Raw genomic sequence first — 18,695 nt, forward strand, 5'->3', positions numbered from 1 at the left:
CATCATGGACATCGAAACGCTTTACGCATTGCGCAGCAGCTCCGGACTGCCCAGCCATCCCGCCATTTTCCTGGTTCTCCTGGTGCTCACCTGGGCGCTGCACATGATCGCCGTCCACGTCATGCTGGGCAGCACGGCCCTGGCCCTGACCGGCGCGTTTTCATCGAACGCCAACTGGCGCCGGCTGGCGGGCCCGATGCTCGACACCGCCAAGGTCGCGGTCTCGATCGCCATCGTGATCGGCGTTGCGCCGCTGCTGTTCGTCCAGGTCATCTACGATCCGTTTTGGTACGTCTCCAACGTACTGTCGGCGCGCTGGGCCATCGCTTTCATCGTGGTGCTGCTGGTGGCCTACTGGGCGATGTACCACCATTACTTCGTGGGCAAGGAAGGCGGATCGGCCACCAGCCGCTGGTCGCTGGCCGTATCGCTCGCGCTGCTGCTCGCGGCGGGCTTCATCATGCATGCCCTCACCTCCCAGGCGCTGCGGCCCGAACTGTGGATGGCCTGGTATGCGCCGGAAGGGCACCTCGAAACCGCCGGTTCCGGTATCCACGAGTTCAACCTCGGGCGGTTCCTTTTCTTCATCGTGCTGGCGGCCCCGGTCACCGGCGCCTGGCTGCTGGGCTGCCGGCGCTACCTCGACCGCCGGGAACAGAGCGACGCGCCGTACCTGGACTGGATCGCCGGCCTCGGCAACAAGCTCATGACGACAGGCGGCTTCGCCGCCCTCATCTGCTATGCGGCATGGATGGCGACGCTGCCGGACAGCGCAGCCGGCTTTCCGGTGTCGCTCTGGTCCATCGCCGCCAACGCAAGCATCCTGCTGTTGATCGTGACCCCCGCCTTGTTCAGATCGGCCTCCGGCGGCTACGCGCCCTTCGCCGCCGCCGCAGGCGCCGTCCTGCTGATCGCGATCGCCCGCGAGGCGCTGCGCCACCGCATCCTGTTCGGCACGCACGGCTATGAACTGTCCACTTACACGGTCAACCTCGACTGGTACAGCAACGCGCTGTTCTGTCTGACCTTCGCCGGGGTGGGGGGCTTCGCCATCGCCTATTCCGTGGCGATATCCTGGGAAGCCGGCAAGAGCCCCGGCGTCTACACGGCCTCCCCGCGAGTGGACCGCCTCGGCGGATTCGCGCTCGCGGCGCTCCTCGTCTGGATCGCCCAGTACTTCTTTTTCGGCTTTCTCGTCATGACCCGATAGGGAACCCGTATGCGCCAAACTTTCTCCTACCTGTTTTTGGGGTTCGGCCTGGCCGCCGGAGCAACGGCCGCCCTGGCGGAAGCCTTGCCGCTGCCCGAATGGCAGCGCGAACTCGCAGCCAAACCCCAAGGCGATGCCGCACGGGGAGACACGCTCTACGCCGGGCGCGGCTGCGCCGGCTGCCATGGCCCGGACGGCGTGGCGGACAACCGGCAATGGCCCGTGCTGGCCGGGCAGCGTCCGCTGTACCTCTACAAAATGCTGACGGATTACCAGGCCGACCGGATGGCCGGACCGGACGCTGCCACCATGGCTTCCGTGGTCCGGGAACTGAGCCCTCAGGACATGGCGGACCTGGCCGAATGGCTGGGCGCGCTTCCGCGGCCGGCAGCGGCCGAGGCGCCGGAACCCGCGATTCTTCGCGGCGACAGGAAGCGGCTCATCCCGCCCTGCTCGGCCTGCCATGGCGCCCACGGCCAGGGCTGGGATCTTCAACCCGCGCTGCGGGGTCAGAACCGGGACTACCTCATGAAAGCTCTGCAGCGCTTCAAAAAAGGCGAGCGCAGCAACGACGTCAACGCCGGCATGAGCCAGTTCGCGGTCAAGCTCACGGATGAGGAAATCCGGGCGCTGGCCGACTATTACGGGCGTTGAGACCCAAGCTCTCGGCCTAAACGGCTGGCTCCGCCCCAAAGGACGCCGGAACCGCCAGGACCGGGCGCAATTCCCTGCGGGAATTGGAACGGGTTGCGCGATGGGTCGGCATGGGTCTTGGCGTTGACACCATGTAGCCGGAACCCGATGAAGCCGGTTCCGGCCTACCGCGGCGGACTGGCGTTCACGGCCACCGTGCAAAGAACGTAGTCGAGGGCTGCAACTTCAGTCGCGGGTTATTTACCCAGCAACGCCTTCTTGGCTTTTTCAAGCGATACCCGGAGAAGCTCGTAAAGACGTTGTCTTTACATCCTGCTATAGTAGCCCGAAGTGGAGGTATCGCTATGACCACGACTCACTCTCAGACCACCAGGCGCGATAGCCTGAATATCCGCATCAAACCGGAAGATCGCGGATTGATTGACCGGGCCGCCAAGCTTTTGGGCAAGAACCGGACGGATTTCATGCTCGATGCCGCGCGTAGAGCCGCCGAGGAGGCTCTACTCGACCGCGCCGTGTTCGTGGTGAGTCCGGAAGCCTATGCCGAATTTCTCGCGCGTCTGGATGCGCCGCCGCAGCCCAACGAGCGCCTGCGAAAAACCATGCAGACGTCCGCGCCGTGGGAGTAAGCATTGCCGCTTCTGGCTCCCCGACCGCTCGCTGAACACCATCGAACGGAAAGCTTCGCTTCCGGCATTACCTCCCTGGACGACTGGTTGAAGCGCAGGGCATTGGCCAATCAGTCCAGTGGCGCCTCCCGGACCTTCGTGGTCTGCGACGAACACCGGGTGATCGGGTATTACGCCCTCGCGGCCGGAGCGATCAGAATCCAGGACGCTTCGGGCCGGTTTCGGCGCAATATGCCCGATCCCATTCCCGTCGCGATTCTGGCGCGTTTCGCCGTGGATCAAGCTTACCAGGGTCAAGGGATTGGCCGCGCCCTTTTCCGCGACGGCGCCCGACGTGTGGTTCAGGCTGCGGATACGCTTGGCATTCGTGGGATCGTCGTCCACGCCATTTCCGAGGACGCCAAGGCGTTTTATCAAGCGCTGGGCTTTGATCCATCCCCGGTTGATGCCATGACACTCCTGGTGACGTTAAGCGACCTGCGCGCCGCACTGCCCGGCTAACCCCGAATGTTTCATCCCCCCTGACTCAACTGGCGTCGCGGACGCGCGGCCTGATTCTTGATCCCCTTCGCCCCGTGATGCCCCATTGAAGGCTGAAATCGACGGGTTCCAGCCCGTTGATCGCCGACCGAATCCAGCGGACTCCGGGGTCGAGACGCGCCGCTCCTTCGGGCCATGGCCCGATACCGGTCTTTTGGGCCAGGCATGGGACATGATGGTGCTGAGCCACGCGATTCACAAATGGCACGCCATTCAAGAATTCGGCGCCAAAAAAGGGGCGCCGAAGCGCCCCTTGAGAGGGTTTCTCTTCTCCGGTTACATGCACATGCCGTGGTCGCTGTGCCAGGTCTTCGGCGCCACGCGCACGTTGACCGTGACGCTCTGGCTGGCATGGCCGCCCTGGCCGTCGGTCACCAGCACCTGGAACGTCACGCCGCCGGATGCCTCCGCGGCGGCCTGCCAGGTGATGAGGCCATTGGCGTCGATGCTCATGCCGGCGGGCTGCCCTTCCAGGGCGTAGCTCAGCGGCAGGCCCTTATCGCTGGTGGCGGTGACCTGGTAGCTGTAGCTTTTGCCGGCATTGAGTCCGCCGACGCCAGGAGTGGAGGTGATGGTGATACCCACCGCCTGCGTCACACAGGACCCGTTCCAACTGTTCGGGTCCCAAACCGAGGACTGGCCGTCCGGACAACGCAGGTTCATGGTGACGGTCTGCGTGGCGTAGCCGCCCTTGCCGTCGCTGACCGTCACGGTATAGGGGAAGGTGAAGGGACCGTTCGGCCAGACCGAGAATGCGGCGGCGGGCCAGTTGTAGCTTACGAGGCCGTTCTGGTCGACGGTCATGGTTTCGGTCTTGGGATCGTAACCATGCTGGGGACGATAGCCCAGGAAGAAGGTCAGCGGATCGCCGTCCGGATCGGTCGCAATCACCTGGAAGGAGCACAAGGAAGTCGAGCGAAGCGAGCGAGTGCGACGCTCCCCGCGAAGCCGTAGGCCCGGATGTTTTGTCGGAGTCCGCGGCTTCATCGCGGGCGGAGACAAAACATAAGGGAACCGACACGGCGTCGAGTCATTGTGGGAGCCTTGGCGGAGTGCGTCGCATAAGAGACGGACGAAGCCGAGGCGGACGCAGGACGGCGCGGGCCGCCGAAGGCAAAGACGTCGCCACAATTTGCTCCCGAGGGTGACTGGGATGTCCCGTCGGGTTTCGCAAAAAATGGCGACGCTCCAGGCGGAAGCACCGAAAAACCGCGCGAACCAGCAAGAGAACTCCGGCTAGCTGGACCGGGACAGGATACATGCTTGTCCGTCCCTGCCGATCTTGGCTAAGATCGACCAGAGACCTTTCGAAGGAAGCCCAATGAGCACCGTCAACATGCTGGAAGCCAAAACCCATCTGTCGAAGTTGGTGGAACAGGTGGAATCCGGCCAGGAACAGGAAATCGTCATCGCCCGCAACGGCAGGCCCGCTGCCAGGCTGGTGCTCATCGGCAAGGCGCCTGCGACGGACAAGCGCATCGGCGTCGCCAAAGGGGCCTTCGTCGTGCCGGACGACATCGATGCGGATAACGCCACGATCGCGAAACTCTTCGGCATGGTCACAAATTGAGGCTGCTGCTCGACACGCACATCGCCCTGCGGGCGATCACGGACAGTCCGAGACTGCCTGCCCGGGCACGCGAACTGATCCTTGCACCGGCATCGGAGATTTTCGTAAGCGCCGCGTCGGTCTGGGAGATTGCCTTCAAGCATACGCTCAACCGCGGCAATATGCCGGTTTCCGGCGCCGAAGCCGCCCGCTATTTCACGGAGGCCGGCTACGTCCTGCTCCCGATTACCGCCGAACACGCCGCCGCTACCGGCACGCTGCCCCGGCTCCACGCCGATCCCTTCGACCGCATACTGATCGCTCAGGCCATCACGGAACCGCTCAGGCTGATGACCTGCGATGCGACCGTGGCGAAATACGGCGACCTGATGCTGCCGGTTTGAAGCACTAGGCTCCCAGCAGCTCCGCCGCCAGCCTGGCCGCCTGCCCCCGTATTTCCGGCACTGCCGTGGTTTCCCACAACCGCCCCTTCTGCGGCGGCCCGAGGGTGAACAGGAACTCGGACGCGGCGCCTTCCGCGTCGACCAAGGCACCGCTGTCGGCGACGTCCAACCCCAGCGCCAGGGGATCCGGCCGGATCAGCCGCTTTTCCAGCAGATCCTTGACCAGGGGACTGTCGAGCCTGCGGTAATCGCTCTCCGAACCGGAACAGTTCACCACCGCATCGACACTGAACTCATCGTTCCGATCACTTCCCCGCGGCCGGATGGCGACTTCGACCTGGCTGCCAAGATCGCGAAAGCCGCGGATGCGTCCGACGTGACGGACCAATTGGGCGGAGTCCAGCATCCCATCGAGCCGCGCGGCGATGCCGGGCGCCAGCCGATGGCGGTGGCAGTCCCAGAAGGTTCGCAGATGGCGCAGGAAGCGGCGCTGCTCCGAGAGTCCGAGACTCTTCCATAAAATCGGGGTCGCCGGCCGCAGCGCGTCGATCGCGGGACGCCAGTCGGCGCCGGTGTCGCGGATGAAAGCGCGGATACTGTGCAGGCCTTTGCGGACGGCCCCGACGGCACCGGAGGGCTCGACGCCGAACGCCGCCGGCGCTCCCGGTTTGTGCCGCTGAGGCCAAAGGCCCCGCCTCGACACCACGTGGATGGCGCCGCGGTAGCCGGCCTGGTTCAAAGTGATGGCCCAGTCGACCATGGTGAGGCCGCTGCCCACCAGGAGGCAGGACTCGGTCGGCAGGAGCCTTTCCAATACATCGGGCGCCCAGGGATCGCCGTGATAGCGGGCGCTGCGGTAAAACGCGGCATCGGCGCCGGACGGATCGCCGGGGCGGAAATTCCCCAGCGCCAGGACGACGCGGTCGGCCCGGAGCTGCGCGCCGGAGGCCAGCCGGAGGCCGACGGCTCCCTCCTCGACCTTCAAGGAAGCAACCTCGTCGATCCGGCGCTCAAGGCCTACGCCGGGCGCCGCGCCGCGCTCGGCCTCATCGAGCACCTGGGTGATGTAATCCCCATAGGCCCGCCGCGGCAGATAAGCCGCCGCACTCACCTCGCCGACGCAAGGGCAATCCAGCAATTCATCCTTCCGGGCCTGCGCCCAGCGCAGGAAGTGCTCGCGGTCGTCGGGATAAGCGCTCATGTTCCCGGCGGGTACGTTGAGGAGGTGGCAGTCCTCGGTGGTGCTGTAGGCGACGCCGCGGGCGAAGCGGCCGCGCTCCCGCTCGATCAGATGGACCGTCAGCGGCGCCTTCGCCCTGGACAACAGGTGCGCGGCCACCAGGGTGCCGCTGAAGCCGGCGCCGACGATGGCGATGGTTTGGGGTGGGGAGGCAGGTTTCATGGATCGCTCGCTCAGAGTGCGAAAACGACGCCGGCTGTGGAACAGCCGGCGTCGATCGAATGACACAAGGTTAAATATTAGCAGACTCTGATTATCTCATCACCGATCCAGGATATCCCCCTCAACGGCCCAACTCCACGCTCCCCGCCTGGATGCGCCGCACGGCGGCGACCAGCGCGTCGACATCCTCGCGCGTGTTGTACAGCGCGAACGACGGCCGCACCGTGGTCTCCAGGCCGAACCGCCGCAGGATGGGCTGGGCGCAGTGGTGGCCGGCGCGCACCGCGATGCCCTGGCGGTTGAGTGCCTTCCCCACGTCCTCGGTGCGGAAGCCCGGCAGCACGAAGGAGATCACCCCGGCCTTTTCCGCCGCCGTGCCGATGATGCGCAAGCCCGGCACGGTCGACAGCCCCTCGGTGGCGTAGGCCAGTATCTCCTGCTCGTGCCGCTCCAGGTTTTCCCGGCCGAGACGCTCCACGTAATCCAGCGCCGCGCCCAGCCCGACCGCGTCGGCGATGTTGCCGGTGCCGGCTTCGAACCGGTGCGGCGCGGCATGGTAGATCGTGCGCTCGTGGGTCACGTCCTGGATCATGTTGCCGCCGCCCTGCCAAGGCGGGGTGGCATCGAGCAGCTCCAGCTTGCCGTAGAGCGCGCCGATGCCGGTCGGGCTGAAGATCTTGTGGCCCGAAAACACGTACCAGTCGCAATCCAGAGCCTGCACGTCCACCGGCATGTGGGCGATCCCCTGAGCGCCGTCCAGCAGCACGCGGGCGCCGTGGCGATGGGCGATCTCGATCATCTCACGGGCAGGCGTGACCGTGCCCAGCGCGTTGGAGACCTGGGTGAAGGCCGCCAGCCTAGTGCGGGGCGTGAACAGCTTTTCGTACTCGTCCAGCAGGATCTGGCCGCGATCGTCCACCGGCGCCACTTTCAGCTGTGCCCCGGTTTCGGCGCAGAGCTGCTGCCAGGGCACGATGTTGGCGTGGTGCTCCAGCCAAGTGATGATGATTTCGTCGCCCTTGCCGATATAGCGCCGGCCCCAGGACTGGGCCACCAGGTTGATGGCCTCGGTCGTGCCGCGGGTGAAGACGATCTCGTCCTTGCTCGAGGCATGGAGAAAGCGCGCCACCTTGTCGCGGGCACCTTCGTAAGCATCCGTCGACCGCGCCGCCAGTTCGTGCGCGGCCCGGTGGATGTTGGAGTTCTCGTGCCGATAGAAATACACCAGCCGGTCGATCACCGCCTGGGGCTTCTGTGTGGTCGCGCCGTTGTCCAGCCAGACCAGCGGATAGCCGTGCACCTTTTCCTGCAGAATCGGGAAATCGCGCCGCACCGCGTAGACGTCGAAGCCCGGATGCGCCGAGGTTTCGCCCGCCACCAGCGCCGGGACGCCCTCGTCCAGTTCGGCCTCGGGGAAACCGCTTCCGCCGCCCAGCGCCAAGGTTTCGCCGAGGAAATACAGCGAGGCCTCGCTCCCCTCGCCGCCCGCCGTCAGCGGCGATCCCGCCGGCGCCAAAGACTGCCCGAGGGAGATCCCGTTCAGGCCGTCCAGCTCCGACGAAACCGGCAGCGACGTCACGTCCCGGTTGGCCCCGAATGCCGATGCCGGAGGAATCGCCCCGGCAACCGGCAGCGCGCCCACCTCGACGCCGGGCGTGACCGGCGCGGTCGACCCCAACCGCAGCCCCGGCGGCGCGCTGCGCCCCGGAGCCGAACGGGGATCGGCGGCCAGCCACACCGTCGGGACCGTGAAGCCCAAGGGCGGCTCGAATCCCGGCGGCACCACGTTCAGATTCGGCACAGCCTGCGGCGAACTGGGCCGGGCCGATTCCAGGAAATAGAACGCCGATCCCGTGGACTCGGGTTCCAGCGGCTCCTGGAGCACACGCGGCGAGACGCCGATGGCGCCCGCCAGCGCGGCGGGTATGGACCGCAACGCCGCTTCCGACGGAGGCGTCGGCAACGGGGTGCCGGGCGGCGACTGCGGCGGGGCGGCGGGAGCCGCCGCCAGCGGCGGCTCCACGGCGCCGACCGGGGAACCGGGCACCGCCGCGAACAGCGCGTTGGCGATCTGCCGCAGCAGCGCCGTATCGTGCGGTGCGGCGGCGTCGGCCTCCCATTCCGGTACCGCGCCCGGCTCCAGGATGCTGCCGATCCACGTATCCGGACTATTTGTACTCGTGCTTATAGTCATGGTACTTGCCCACCTCGACCCCTTCGAGCACAGCGACTGCATCGTCCGTCAGCACCGCCAGCGAGCAGTACAGCGAAACGAGGTAAGAAGCAATGGCCTTGCGGCTGATTCCCATGAATTTGACCGAGAGCCCCAGGCCCTGCTCGCCCGGTAGCCCCGGCTGATACAGCCCGACCACGCCCTGGCGGGCTTCGCCGGTGCGCAGCAATAGGATGCTGGTTTTGCCGTCCTGAATCTTCAGCTTGTTGGTCGGGATGATCGGGATGCCGCGCCAGGTGAGGAACGGCGAGCCGAACAGGTTGGCGGTCGGCGGCGGTACGCCGCGGCGGGTACACTCGCGCCCGAACGCGGCGATCGCCTGCGGGTGGGCCAGGAAGAAGGCGGGCTCCTTCCACACTTTGGTGATCAGTTCATCCAGGTCGTCCGGCGTCGGCGCGCCCGTCAGCGTGGAAATGCGCTGCTCGGGCACGACGTTGTTCAGCAGGCCGTATTCCTTGTTGTTGATGAGTTCGTCTTCCTGGCGCTCCTTGATGGTCTCGATGGCCAGGCGCAGCTGCTGCTGGATCTGGTCGTGCGGACTGCTGTACAGGTCCGACACCCGGGTGTGCACGTCCACGGTGGTGGACACCGCGCTCAAGAAATACTCGCGCGGGTTTTCGTCGTAGTCGACGAAGGTCTCGGGCAAGTCCCGCTCGTCGCGCTGCGAGCAGGCGGTCAGCACCCGGGATTCGTCCTTGACCCGGTTGAGCCGGTAGATGCCGGCTTCGACCCCGACCCAAGGCAAGAGGTGCACCAGCCAGCGCGGCGTGATGGGCTGGAGCTGGGGAACGGTCTTGGTGGCGTTGGCGAGCTGGCGAGCCGCCGCATCGCCCAGTGCGAGTTGTCTCGATTCGATTTCTGCCATCGGTTACTCCTTGAGGGTTTGATGGTCGTGGGGGTAAGGCTGTTAAGTTAAGAGAAGTCCCGTCACTCCGGCACGGATTCGCATACGCGCTCTGGCGAGTGCCGGAGCCCAGAGGCCATGGATGACTCGCGCCGCACACATCCCTGTGACCTGGATGTCGGTATTCCCTGCCGGCATGACGGCTTAACTCAAGGGCATTGGTCGTAGGAGTGTGCTTCACTTGCTGCGGGTCGGATTTTCCTCCTGCACTGGGGTTCAAATGCCGGCGCCGGCATCGAAGGTTTCGTTGCGCACTTGCGCCTGGCTGACGTTGCTCCTGGGCGGCACGCTGCGGGTCAGCCAGACGTTGCCGCCGATGACCGAGCCGCGGCCGATGGTGATACGCCCCAGGATGGTGGCGCCGGCATAGATCACGACCTCGTCCTCCACGATGGGATGGCGGGCGTTGCCCTTGATCAGGGCACCGCTTTCATCCACCGGGAAACGCTTCGCGCCCAGCGTCACCGCTTGGTACAGCCGCACCCGCTCACCGATGATCGCGGTTTCGCCGATGACGACACCGGTGCCGTGGTCGATGAAGAAGCTGCCGCCGATCTGTGCGCCGGGATGGATGTCGATGCCCGTGGCCGAGTGGGCGACGTCGGAGACGATCCGGGCGATCAGCGGAACGCCCAGTCGGTACAGTTCATGCGCCAGCCGGTGATGGATGACGGCGGTCACGCCGGGATAGCAGGCCAGCACCTCGTCGACGCTGCGCGCCGCGGGATCGCCCTCGAATGCCGCACGCACGTCCGTGTCCAGCAGTTCCCTGATCCGCGGCAGCCGAGCGGCGAACTCCCGGACGATTGCCACGGCGCGCTCCTGCGCATCCTCACCCGACTCCTGGCCGGAAACGAAAAGCAGTTCGCAGCTCACCTGCTCGCGCAGCGACCGGAGGCTGGAATCCAGGGTGTGGCCGACATAGTGGTCGATCCCTTCCCGCGCGATCTCCACGGCCCCGAGCCGATTGGGAAACAGCGCCGCGCTCAGCCCGCCCACGATCTCCGACAAGACCTTGCGCGAAGGCAGCTTGGGCGGGCGGTCCAGCCGCTGGCGCGCTTCCAGCGAGCGCTCCCGCAGATGGCGCAATTCGGCGACGATGGCATCGATGCCCCAGTTGGGGCCGGCGGACAACCGGGTCTCGAAGGACTTCATCCGTGCGCTCATGCGGCCAGCCCCGTCGCGTCGAACACGCCCTCGAACAGCACGCTGCTGAGGTAACGCTCGCCGGAATCGGGCAGGACGACGACGACGGTCTTGCCTTCATTGCCCGGCCGCTTGGCGACCCGCACGGCGGCGGCCACCGCGGCGCCGCTGGATATCCCGGACAGGATGCCTTCCTCGCGCGCCAGACGGCGGGCGTAATGGATGGCTTCCTCGTTGCTGACCGGCTCGATCTCGTCCACCAGCGACAAATCCAGCACCTCCGGCACGAAACCGGCGCCGATGCCCTGAATCTTGTGCGGCGCGGGCTTGAGCGGCTCGCCGGCGCGGCGCTGGGTCAGCACGGGGCTGGTGGCCGGCTCGACCGCGACCGAGAGCACCGGCTTGCCGAGCGTCTGCTTGAGATAGCGAGAAACCCCGGTGATGGTGCCGCCGGTCCCGACGCCTGACACGAAGATGTCGACCGCGCCCCCGGTGTCGTCCCAGATTTCAGGGCCCGTGGTCTCCTCGTGAATTTTGGGATTGGCCGGATTCCTGAATTGCTGCAGCAGGACGTAACGGCCGGGATCGGAGGCGGCGATCGCTTCCGCTTGGGCCACCGCGCCGGACATGCCCTTGGCACCCTCCGTCAGCACCAGTTTGGCGCCGTAGGCGATCAGCAGCTTGCGCCGTTCCAGGCTCATGGTTTCCGGCATGGTCAGCGTCAGCGGGATGTTGCGGGCGGCGGCGACGAAGGCCAGCGCGATCCCGGTGTTGCCGCTGGTGGGCTCCACCAGTTCCTTGCCCGGCCCCAGCAGGCCGCGCTGTTCCGCATCCTTCACCATCGCCGCCCCGATCCGGCATTTAACCGAATAGGCGGGATTGCGCCCCTCGATCTTCGCCAGCACCGTGGCCGGCGCGCCGTCGGTCACCCGGTTGAGGCGCACCAGGGGCGTGTGTCCGATGGATTGCGAGTTGTCTTCGAACCAATGTGGCATGGAAACCTCCCTAAGTTCCGCCCGATCCGGATCGCGGGCAACAAAAAAGCCAGCGGTCCCCAAGGGGACACGCTGGCTTCCGGTGGTCCGGTCAGCTCCGGTATGTGCGAAACAAGGTACAGAGAGCGCTCGGGGCTTGTCAAGCCGGATCGCGGCCAACGATCTACGAAGATTATGGAATATAAATAGCTCTGTTGATTCTTTAACAAGATAAACGAGCTCGGATAAACTCGCGCCAAACCACAGGCTTTTCCGGACAGAAAACGAACATGAGGAGTTACCGGCAACACAGCGTCCTGCCCGGCTTCCCGCTGGCACTGGGCTTCACCCTGCTCTATCTCAGCCTGATCGTGCTGATTCCCCTGTCGGCGACCTTCCTCAAGAGCGCGACCCTGGGCTGGGGCGGGTTCTTCGAGGCGGTGACGACACCGCGGGTACTGGCGTCCTACAAGCTGACCTTCGGCGCCGCGCTCGCCGCCGCGGCGATCAATGCCGTCATGGGCCTGCTGGTGGCCTGGGTGCTGGTGCGCTACGAATTTCCCGGCCGCAAGCTGGCCGACGCGTTCGTCGACCTGCCCTTCGCCCTGCCCACCGCCGTCGCCGGCATCGCGCTTGCCACCCTCTATTCGAGCAAGGGCTGGATCGGGCAGTTCGCGGCCCAGGCGGGATTCAAGATCGCCTTCACCCCGCTGGGCGTCACGATCGCCCTGACCTTCATCGGCCTGCCCTTCGTGGTGCGCACGGTACAGCCGATCCTGGAAGACCTGGAACAGGAACTGGAGGAAGCGGCGGCCAGTCTGGGCGCCACCCGCTGGCAAACCTTCCTCAAGGTGATCCTGCCGACCCTGTCACCGGCGCTGATGACAGGATTCGCCCTGGCCTTCGCCCGCGGCGTCGGCGAATACGGCTCGGTGATCTTCATCGCCGGCAACATTCCGCTGGTCTCGGAAATCACCCCGCTGCTCATCATCACCAAGCTGGAGCAGTACGACTACGCCGGCGCCACCGCCCTGGCGGTGTCCATGCTGCTGGTTTCGTTCACCCTGCTGCTGGCCATCAACCTGCTGCAATGGTGGACCCAGAACCGCCGCGGCTCCCGCATCTGAACGGCACACCGACCGAATCTATCGCCATGTCCGCACAAACGCTCACCTTCGCCTCGCACATCCATCATGTCCATCACGCCGCCCGCGGCGAAGCGCCCTGGGTGCGCTGGTCGCTGACCGCCGCCGCCCTGGTCTTTCTCGCATTATTCCTGCTGATGCCGCTGGCGCTGGTGTTCGTCCAGGCCTTCGCCAAGGGCTGGGAAACCTACGTGTCCGCGCTGGTCGACCCAATGGCCCTGGCCGCGATCAAGCTCACCCTGCTGGTCACCCTGGTCGCGGTGCCGCTGAACACAGTGTTCGGCGTGGCGGCGGCCTGGGCCATCGCCAAGTTCGAATTTCCCGGCAAGAACCTGCTCACCACATTGATCGACCTGCCATTCTCGGTGTCGCCTGTCGTGTCCGGCCTGATCTACGTGCTGCTGTTCGGCATGCAGGGCTGGCTGGGTCCCTGGCTGCACGAGCACGACATCAAATTGATCTTCGCGGTACCGGGCATCGTGCTGGCCACGATCTTCGTCACCGTGCCTTTCGTCGCCCGCGAGCTGATTCCGCTGATGCAGGCCCAGGGCAACGACGAGGAAGAAGCCGCGCTGGTGCTGGGCGCCTCGGGCTGGCAGACCTTCCGCCACATCACCCTGCCCAACATCCGCTGGGGCCTCTTGTACGGCGTGATTCTCTGCAACGCCAGGGCGATGGGCGAATTCGGGGCCGTGTCCGTGGTGTCCGGCCATATCCGGGGCGCCACCAACACGATCCCGTTGCACGTGGAGATCCTCTACAACGAATACAACAGCGCCGCGGCCTTTGCCGTCGCTTCGCTCCTGGCGATGCTGGCCCTGGTCACCCTGGCCTTGAAGAGCGCCCTGGAATGGCGGCTGGCCCAGCAGATCGACGCCGCCAAAGACGAAGAATGAATCGAGACTGAACGACCATGAGCATCGAAATCCGCGACATCACCAAATCCTTCGGCAGCTTCCAGGTCCTCAAGGGCATCGACCTGACCATCGGTTCCGGCGAACTGGTGGCCCTGCTCGGTCCCTCCGGCTGCGGCAAGACCACGCTGCTGCGCATCATCGCCGGGCTGGAGGCCGCGGACAACGGCCAGATCCTGTTCCACGGGGAAGACACGACGCACCGCCACGTCCGCGAGCGCCAGGTCGGTTTCGTGTTCCAGCACTACGCCCTGTTCCGGCACATGAGCGTGTTCGAGAACATCGCTTTCGGCCTCCGGGTGCGCCCGCGCGGCCACCGCCCGCCGGAGGCCGAAATCCGGCGGCGGGTGCACGAGCTGCTGGAACTGGTCCAGCTCGACTGGCTGGCCGACCGCCATCCCGGCCAGCTCTCAGGCGGCCAGCGCCAGCGCATCGCCCTGGCCCGCGCGCTGGCGGTGGAGCCCAAGGTTCTGCTGCTCGACGAGCCGTTCGGCGCACTGGACGCCAAGGTCCGCAAGGACCTCAGGCGCTGGCTGCGGCGGCTGCACGACGAGCTGCACATCACCTCCGTGTTCGTCACCCACGATCAGGAGGAGGCGCTCGAAGTGGCCGACCGGGTCGTGGTGCTGAACGCCGGGCAGATCGAGCAGGTCGGCTCGGCGGACGAGGTCTACGACCATCCCGCCACGCCCTTCGTGTGCCAGTTCATCGGCGACGTCAACCTGTTCCACGGCCGGGTGCACGACGGCCGCGCCCTTATCGGCGAGACGGTGATCGACCTGCCGGGCACGGCGGAATCGGACGCGGAGCAGGCCTTGTTCTTCGCCCGTCCCCACGAAATCGAAATCGGCGGCGACGGCACAGGCCTCGACGCCGTCGTCCGGGACATCCGGCGCCGAGGCAACGCGGTGCGGGTGGAGTTGGAGCGCAAGGACGGCCAGGGCGCCGTGGAAGCGGAACTCAGCCGCGAAGCCTTCGGCCGCCACGCCATCAAGCACGGCGACGAAGTGGTGATCCAGCCCAGCAAGATCAGGGTGTTTCAGCCCTGAAGCGCATTATTCGGCCCGGCCGCTCCGGCCGTCTATTCGATCACATCCGAACAGACCTGCTGGTGAAGCTCGGGCTGCCCGGCCATGGCCGCGCAGACTTCCACCAGCCGGCCGGAATCCTGCACGATCGGCAGCATGTCCCGCGGTTTCTGCTGGAAACCCCGGATCGCCGCGTTCACCGCCGCCTCGCGATCCTCCGGCGAGACTTCCTCCCAGATCGGGAGCACCGCGGCCGCCACCGCCTGGCTGGTTTGAAAATCCCAGGGCCCGAGGGTGGTGGCTCGCCTCAGAGCGAGCCTGAATTCGTCGTCGGGGACGTCGAAAGCCGCCTTCAAGCCGAGTAAACGCGCCCAGGCCATCGGCCAGGCCGGCCGCAGCGACACCCCGCGGCGGGCCTCGGCAGTGGCCTTGGCGCTCAGCCTGGCCTCAGCGTCCGGGTTGCTGCGGGCGAGCGCGAGCTGCCACATGTACAACTGGCACAATTGTTCGTGGAGGACGGGATTGTCGGGATCCAGGGCGACCGCGCCGCGCAGCACGCGCTCGATGCGGTTCAGCTCGGCCTCGGACGGCTGCTTGTCCGGTTGCGCCATCCATGCCTTGAACAGCCAGCCTACCTGGATTTCATGAACGCCGGCCTTGGCCCGCTTCAGGCAAGTCCAACCGAGGAAAAACAAGCCGCCGGCCAGCAGGTAGCACAACAGGATGCGTAAAGCGGCGGACATTCGGATTCAGAAGTCATTGAGTACGCAATCCGAGAATTTCGCTCGGGTTGTCGACGACCAGCCTCCTCGCCACTTCCGGCCCGGCCACGCGCTCGACCACCTCCCGCCCCTCCTCCAGATTGGGAGGGCGATGTTTCACGTTGTGTGCGTCGGACGCCAACACCGTGATCCAGCCTTCCTCGAGGAACTGGAGCGCCCTTTCTTCACAACGCTCGCCGAACTGCCCGGCCAGCGAACCGGCGGTGACCTGGAACAGGCATTCCATTTCCACATAAGGGAATATCCTGCTGAAGTCGCGCAGAACCGCCTTGTTCCGCTCCGGATGGGCGATCATCGGCAGGATGTCGCGCTTCATCAGCCAGCGCACCAGCGCGTCGGTGCCCGGGGGGATCTGCTCGTGGGGAAATTCGAGCAGCATCACCCGCTTGCCCCGGTACTCGCCGAGGAAGGGAATCCGGTCCTGCGCCAGCAGGCTCATGATCTCGGCGCACACACGGACTTCCGCCGCCATTCCGACTTCGAGCGGAATCCCTTCGCGTTCCAGTTCCGCCTGAAAGGCCCGGAAGACACGCTCGATGCCGGCCTGGTCGTTGTCCCAGCAGCCCGGCTGGATATGCGGCGTCACCACCGACCGCCGAATCCCTCTGTCCGCCGCGAGCCGGGCGAGCTCCACGGCCTGGGCCAGACTTTCCGGACCGTCGTCGATGGCAGGCAACAGATGGCAATGAAGGTCGATCATGGGAATTCGAAGCTCCAATGCTGCAGTCTGATTCGGGATCCACACAACCGAGGTAGCCGTTCCCTATTACTGGGCGCCTTCCTGCTTGTAACTCCCATAATAATAGTCGCTGTAGTAGTAGCTGCTGTAGCCGCGCCGGCTTTTTTCCAGGTTCAACTGGCTCAGGACCACACCGGTCAGCGGCGCACGAACCTTGCGCAGCCGGTCGATGCCCGAACGCGCCATGTGCACCGGCGTTTTTTCCGCCTGGATCACGTAGATCACCGACCGGACCAGCCGGGACAGTGCCAGCGCATCGCTCACCGGCTGCATCGGCGGCGCGTCGAGGATGATCGCGTCGTACTCGCTCTCGAGCTCGGCCATCGCTTCGGCGAAGCGGTGGGAAGACAGCAGCTCGAGCGGATTCGGCGGAATGATCCCGGCCGGCATCAGATCGATATTGCCCGCGTCGTAATGGTGGATGCACTCCTCCAGGGTCGCCGTCTGCACCACCAGGTTCGAAAGACCGGGCATCTTCGCGGACAGGCCGCAGCGCTTGGCCAGGTTGGGCCGCCTCAGATCCGCCTCCACGACCAGCACCCTGGAATTGAGCTGGGCCAGGGCATAGGCCAGGCTCATCGAAATCGACGACTTCCCTTCGCCCGGCAGCGAGGACGTCACCAGGATGCTCATGCGCGGATCGTCCAGCGCGGAAAGCATGATGCCGGTGCGAATCGTGCGCACCGATTCCGCGAAATTGCCCCGCGGATCTTCCAGGAAGACCCTTGACACATCTTCCTTGACGCCTCGCTTCTGTTTCTGGGGCACCAAGGGTACCAGGCCCAGCAAGGGGAGCCCCAGCTTCTGCTCCACCTCGCCCGAACTCCGGAACGACTTGTCCATGAAATCGAGCAGGAAGGCGAGGCCGATTCCCGCCATCAGAGAAAGGAAAAAAGCGATGGTCACGCCCAGTTTCTTGTTCGGCTTCACCGGCACCCTGGGCAGAATCGCGGCATCCATGATGCGGGCATTGGACGGCTGCAGGTCGCCCGCCTCGGAAGTTTCCTTGAGACGTTTGAAAAACATCTCGTAAAGTTCGCGGTTGGACTGCACCTCCCGCTGCAATTCGCGATATACGCTTTCTTTCCTGGCAATCCCCTGCAATTCGTTCTTGAGCCCGTCGATCTGGCCGGCCAGCGCATTCTCGTTGGCATACGCGACTGCGATCTGCTGTTTCAGCCGGGCGGCCACACTGGCGATCTGCTTCTTCAGCGCGGTTCGTACCGATTCGAGATGGGTCTCCGCGGTCACCCGCTCCGGATGCTGCGCGCCGTAGCGGCTGGACAACTCGTTGACGCGCGTCAGCGCCTCGTGTTCCTGCTGCTTGAGATCGCGCACCGTTTCGTCGCCGTAGATCGCCGGCATGCTTTCGATGTTGTCGGGCACCTGGCCGCCGAGGCCGGCGATCTGCCCGTAAGCCGTTTCTGCTTCCAGACGTGCCTTTCTGGCTTCGATGTACTTTGCATTCAAGTCGCTCAACTGGCTGGCGCTCAGGGACGACACCCCCGAAGACGTCCCCCCTGAAGACGAAGCGTTCCCGATGTCCACGAGTTTCTGGTTCTCGAGGTATGCTTGCAGGCGGCGTTCGGACTCGGCCAGCTTCTGCCGCAATCCCTCGAGACGGCTTGCGAGCCATCTCGAGGCCAACTGCGTCCCCTCGGTCCGGGCTTCGAGATTGGCGTCGATATAAGCATCACACACCGCGTTGGCGACCCGCATCGCCAGTTCCGGGCTGGCCGCTTCGAACGAAACCTGCACGATCTGGGTGTTGCGTATCGCGGTCACGTTCAGACGCGCCAGAAACTGGTCCACCACGCGATCGACCGGATCCGGCTCCTCGGTGGACGTCGTCACCGGCTGAGATGTGCCGAACGGCAGCCAGGAACGCCAATCCAGCAACGAAGATTCCGCCTCACCGCCATCCACCGGCTCCCCGGAGTCGGCCGAAGCAAGGTCCTTGGGGATTCGCGGGCCATCCGGTCCGACCGGTCCCGTCTCTTCTGCAGAATCCGGCGCCGGGGATTCGCCCACGAACTCCGGATGCGCGGTCAGATTCAGGGCCTCGATGACCTTGCGGGCGATGGCGCGCGATTTCAGTACCTCGACCTGCGTGTAATAGTAAGCGGCACTCTTGGTATCGATGCCATAAAGCTCCTCGACGGAAACGACCTTTTGCTGCTTCGGCTCGATGACCAGCGAGGCGGTCGCACGGTAGATCGGCGTCTTCGAGAGCAGAATCAGGAGCGTCAGGACCGAAACCGACACCGCCAGGCCGAGAATGCCCCAGAGATGCCGGCGGATGACGGCCCAATACCGCCTGAGGTCGAACTGTTCCTCCTCCGAAACGTATCCGCCAGCCTCATACGGAACGTTGACGACCTGAGGAACGTTGCTCGGAATGACGGGCGAATAGATGTTCTTGTCGTTCATTGCGGCGGACCG

Annotated in this window: 18 protein-coding genes; 9 read left to right on the top strand and 9 right to left on the bottom strand. The window is 65.4% G+C overall.

What is annotated here, in order from left to right; all coding sequences use genetic code 11:
- Positions 1-4: 4 nt before the first annotated feature.
- The 4 genes from ACSHWJ_RS02950 to ACSHWJ_RS02965 all read left to right on the top strand — a co-directional run bounded on the left by ACSHWJ_RS02950 (position 5) and on the right by ACSHWJ_RS02965 (position 2,994).
- A complete protein-coding gene (locus ACSHWJ_RS02950) occupies positions 5-1,210 on the top strand; it encodes a hypothetical protein (protein WP_432539265.1) in 1,206 nt (401 codons plus the stop codon).
- A 9-nt stretch (positions 1,211-1,219) separates the two neighbouring features.
- A complete protein-coding gene (locus ACSHWJ_RS02955) occupies positions 1,220-1,864 on the top strand; it encodes a c-type cytochrome (protein WP_432539266.1) in 645 nt (214 codons plus the stop codon).
- Between the two features lie 344 nt (positions 1,865-2,208).
- Entirely contained in the window at positions 2,209-2,493 is a 285-nt protein-coding gene (locus tag ACSHWJ_RS02960; protein WP_218805980.1) for a DUF1778 domain-containing protein, read from the top strand.
- A gap of 3 nt (positions 2,494-2,496) precedes the next feature.
- Positions 2,497-2,994: a GNAT family N-acetyltransferase gene (locus ACSHWJ_RS02965; protein WP_432539267.1), complete on the top strand. Its 498-nt coding sequence runs from the start codon at positions 2,497-2,499 to the stop codon at positions 2,992-2,994.
- A 315-nt stretch (positions 2,995-3,309) separates the two neighbouring features.
- Here the strand turns inward: ACSHWJ_RS02965 and ACSHWJ_RS02970 are convergent, their stop codons facing one another.
- Complete coding sequence (locus ACSHWJ_RS02970; RefSeq protein ID WP_432539268.1) at positions 3,310-4,020, bottom strand: Ig-like domain-containing protein; 711 nt, start codon at positions 4,018-4,020, stop codon at positions 3,310-3,312.
- 334 nt (positions 4,021-4,354) lie between these two features.
- Between ACSHWJ_RS02970 and ACSHWJ_RS02975 the strand changes: the two genes are divergently transcribed.
- Together ACSHWJ_RS02975 and ACSHWJ_RS02980 are read left to right on the top strand one after the other, a co-directional pair.
- Positions 4,355-4,603 carry a type II toxin-antitoxin system Phd/YefM family antitoxin gene (locus tag ACSHWJ_RS02975; RefSeq protein WP_432539269.1) on the top strand — a complete coding sequence of 83 codons (249 nt, stop codon included), beginning with the start codon at positions 4,355-4,357 and terminating at the stop codon, positions 4,601-4,603.
- Positions 4,600-4,986, top strand: a complete 387-nt coding sequence (locus ACSHWJ_RS02980; RefSeq protein WP_432539270.1) for a type II toxin-antitoxin system VapC family toxin — start codon at positions 4,600-4,602, stop codon at positions 4,984-4,986. Before ACSHWJ_RS02975 ends, ACSHWJ_RS02980 begins: the two co-directional genes overlap by 4 nt.
- A gap of 4 nt (positions 4,987-4,990) precedes the next feature.
- Here ACSHWJ_RS02980 and ACSHWJ_RS02985 read toward each other — a convergent pair whose 3' ends face one another.
- The 5 genes from ACSHWJ_RS02985 to cysK all read right to left on the bottom strand — a co-directional run bounded on the left by ACSHWJ_RS02985 (position 4,991) and on the right by cysK (position 11,666).
- Positions 4,991-6,388 carry an FAD/NAD(P)-binding protein gene (locus ACSHWJ_RS02985; protein WP_432539271.1) on the bottom strand — a complete coding sequence of 466 codons (1,398 nt, stop codon included), beginning with the start codon at positions 6,386-6,388 and terminating at the stop codon, positions 4,991-4,993.
- Positions 6,389-6,509: 121 nt separating this feature from the next.
- On the bottom strand, positions 6,510-8,582 hold the full coding sequence (locus ACSHWJ_RS02990; protein WP_432539272.1) for a family 2A encapsulin nanocompartment cargo protein cysteine desulfurase: 2,073 nt from the start codon (positions 8,580-8,582) through the stop codon (positions 6,510-6,512).
- Positions 8,557-9,486 (bottom strand): family 2A encapsulin nanocompartment shell protein, encoded by a 930-nt coding sequence (locus tag ACSHWJ_RS02995; RefSeq protein ID WP_432539273.1) that lies wholly within the window; start codon positions 9,484-9,486, stop codon positions 8,557-8,559. The genes ACSHWJ_RS02990 and ACSHWJ_RS02995 overlap by 26 nt, the downstream gene beginning before the upstream one ends.
- Positions 9,487-9,741: 255 nt before the next feature.
- On the bottom strand, positions 9,742-10,680 hold the full coding sequence (epsC, locus tag ACSHWJ_RS03000; RefSeq protein WP_367026293.1) for a serine O-acetyltransferase EpsC: 939 nt from the start codon (positions 10,678-10,680) through the stop codon (positions 9,742-9,744).
- Between the two features lie 8 nt (positions 10,681-10,688).
- Positions 10,689-11,666: a cysteine synthase A gene (gene cysK, locus ACSHWJ_RS03005; RefSeq protein WP_367026292.1), complete on the bottom strand. Its 978-nt coding sequence runs from the start codon at positions 11,664-11,666 to the stop codon at positions 10,689-10,691.
- Positions 11,667-11,935: 269 nt separating this feature from the next.
- Between cysK and cysT the strand changes: the two genes are divergently transcribed.
- From cysT to ACSHWJ_RS03020, 3 genes are read left to right on the top strand one after another with little or no spacing between them, the layout of a single operon-like run.
- Complete coding sequence (gene cysT, locus ACSHWJ_RS03010) at positions 11,936-12,772, top strand: sulfate ABC transporter permease subunit CysT (protein WP_367026291.1); 837 nt, start codon at positions 11,936-11,938, stop codon at positions 12,770-12,772.
- A 26-nt stretch (positions 12,773-12,798) separates the two neighbouring features.
- Entirely contained in the window at positions 12,799-13,686 is an 888-nt protein-coding gene (gene cysW / locus ACSHWJ_RS03015) for a sulfate ABC transporter permease subunit CysW (protein WP_367026290.1), read from the top strand.
- 17 nt (positions 13,687-13,703) lie between these two features.
- Positions 13,704-14,753 (top strand): sulfate/molybdate ABC transporter ATP-binding protein, encoded by a 1,050-nt coding sequence (locus ACSHWJ_RS03020; protein WP_432539274.1) that lies wholly within the window; start codon positions 13,704-13,706, stop codon positions 14,751-14,753.
- 32 nt (positions 14,754-14,785) lie between these two features.
- On the opposite strand, the gene ACSHWJ_RS03025 is transcribed toward ACSHWJ_RS03020, so the two are convergent.
- From ACSHWJ_RS03025 to ACSHWJ_RS03035, 3 genes are all read right to left on the bottom strand, one after another.
- Positions 14,786-15,475 (bottom strand): hypothetical protein, encoded by a 690-nt coding sequence (locus ACSHWJ_RS03025; RefSeq protein WP_282213406.1) that lies wholly within the window; start codon positions 15,473-15,475, stop codon positions 14,786-14,788.
- A 13-nt stretch (positions 15,476-15,488) separates the two neighbouring features.
- The gene (locus ACSHWJ_RS03030; RefSeq protein ID WP_282213407.1) at positions 15,489-16,214 is read right to left on the bottom strand and encodes a tyrosine-protein phosphatase; all 726 of its coding nucleotides are present in this window, start codon (positions 16,212-16,214) and stop codon (positions 15,489-15,491) included.
- A 66-nt stretch (positions 16,215-16,280) separates the two neighbouring features.
- Positions 16,281-18,683 carry a GumC family protein gene (locus ACSHWJ_RS03035; RefSeq protein ID WP_282213408.1) on the bottom strand — a complete coding sequence of 801 codons (2,403 nt, stop codon included), beginning with the start codon at positions 18,681-18,683 and terminating at the stop codon, positions 16,281-16,283.
- Between the last annotated feature and the right edge of the window lie 12 nt (positions 18,684-18,695).

This window comes from Methylococcus sp. S1M, assembly GCF_051295855.1.
Lineage (GTDB): Bacteria > Pseudomonadota > Gammaproteobacteria > Methylococcales > Methylococcaceae > Methylococcus > Methylococcus capsulatus.

Excerpts from the sequence above, each read along its gene's own strand:
- ACSHWJ_RS03030 (WP_282213407.1), bottom strand. The coding sequence starts at position 16,214 with ATGATCGACCTTCATTGCCATCTGTTGCCTGCCATCGACGACGGTCCG.
- ACSHWJ_RS03025 (WP_282213406.1), bottom strand. The coding sequence starts at position 15,475 with ATGTCCGCCGCTTTACGCATCCTGTTGTGCTACCTGCTGGCCGGCGGC.
- ACSHWJ_RS02975 (WP_432539269.1), top strand. The coding sequence starts at position 4,355 with ATGAGCACCGTCAACATGCTGGAAGCCAAAACCCATCTGTCGAAGTTG.
- cysT (WP_367026291.1), top strand. The coding sequence starts at position 11,936 with ATGAGGAGTTACCGGCAACACAGCGTCCTGCCCGGCTTCCCGCTGGCA.
- ACSHWJ_RS02960 (WP_218805980.1), top strand. The coding sequence starts at position 2,209 with ATGACCACGACTCACTCTCAGACCACCAGGCGCGATAGCCTGAATATC.
- ACSHWJ_RS02985 (WP_432539271.1), bottom strand. The coding sequence starts at position 6,388 with ATGAAACCTGCCTCCCCACCCCAAACCATCGCCATCGTCGGCGCCGGC.
- ACSHWJ_RS03020 (WP_432539274.1), top strand. The coding sequence starts at position 13,704 with ATGAGCATCGAAATCCGCGACATCACCAAATCCTTCGGCAGCTTCCAG.
- ACSHWJ_RS02995 (WP_432539273.1), bottom strand. The coding sequence starts at position 9,486 with ATGGCAGAAATCGAATCGAGACAACTCGCACTGGGCGATGCGGCGGCT.
- ACSHWJ_RS02955 (WP_432539266.1), top strand. The coding sequence starts at position 1,220 with ATGCGCCAAACTTTCTCCTACCTGTTTTTGGGGTTCGGCCTGGCCGCC.
- epsC (WP_367026293.1), bottom strand. The coding sequence starts at position 10,680 with ATGAAGTCCTTCGAGACCCGGTTGTCCGCCGGCCCCAACTGGGGCATC.
- ACSHWJ_RS02990 (WP_432539272.1), bottom strand. The coding sequence starts at position 8,582 with ATGACTATAAGCACGAGTACAAATAGTCCGGATACGTGGATCGGCAGC.
- ACSHWJ_RS02950 (WP_432539265.1), top strand. The coding sequence starts at position 5 with ATGGACATCGAAACGCTTTACGCATTGCGCAGCAGCTCCGGACTGCCC.
- ACSHWJ_RS03035 (WP_282213408.1), bottom strand. The coding sequence starts at position 18,683 with ATGAACGACAAGAACATCTATTCGCCCGTCATTCCGAGCAACGTTCCT.
- ACSHWJ_RS02970 (WP_432539268.1), bottom strand. The coding sequence starts at position 4,020 with ATGAAGCCGCGGACTCCGACAAAACATCCGGGCCTACGGCTTCGCGGG.
- cysW (WP_367026290.1), top strand. The coding sequence starts at position 12,799 with ATGTCCGCACAAACGCTCACCTTCGCCTCGCACATCCATCATGTCCAT.
- cysK (WP_367026292.1), bottom strand. The coding sequence starts at position 11,666 with ATGCCACATTGGTTCGAAGACAACTCGCAATCCATCGGACACACGCCC.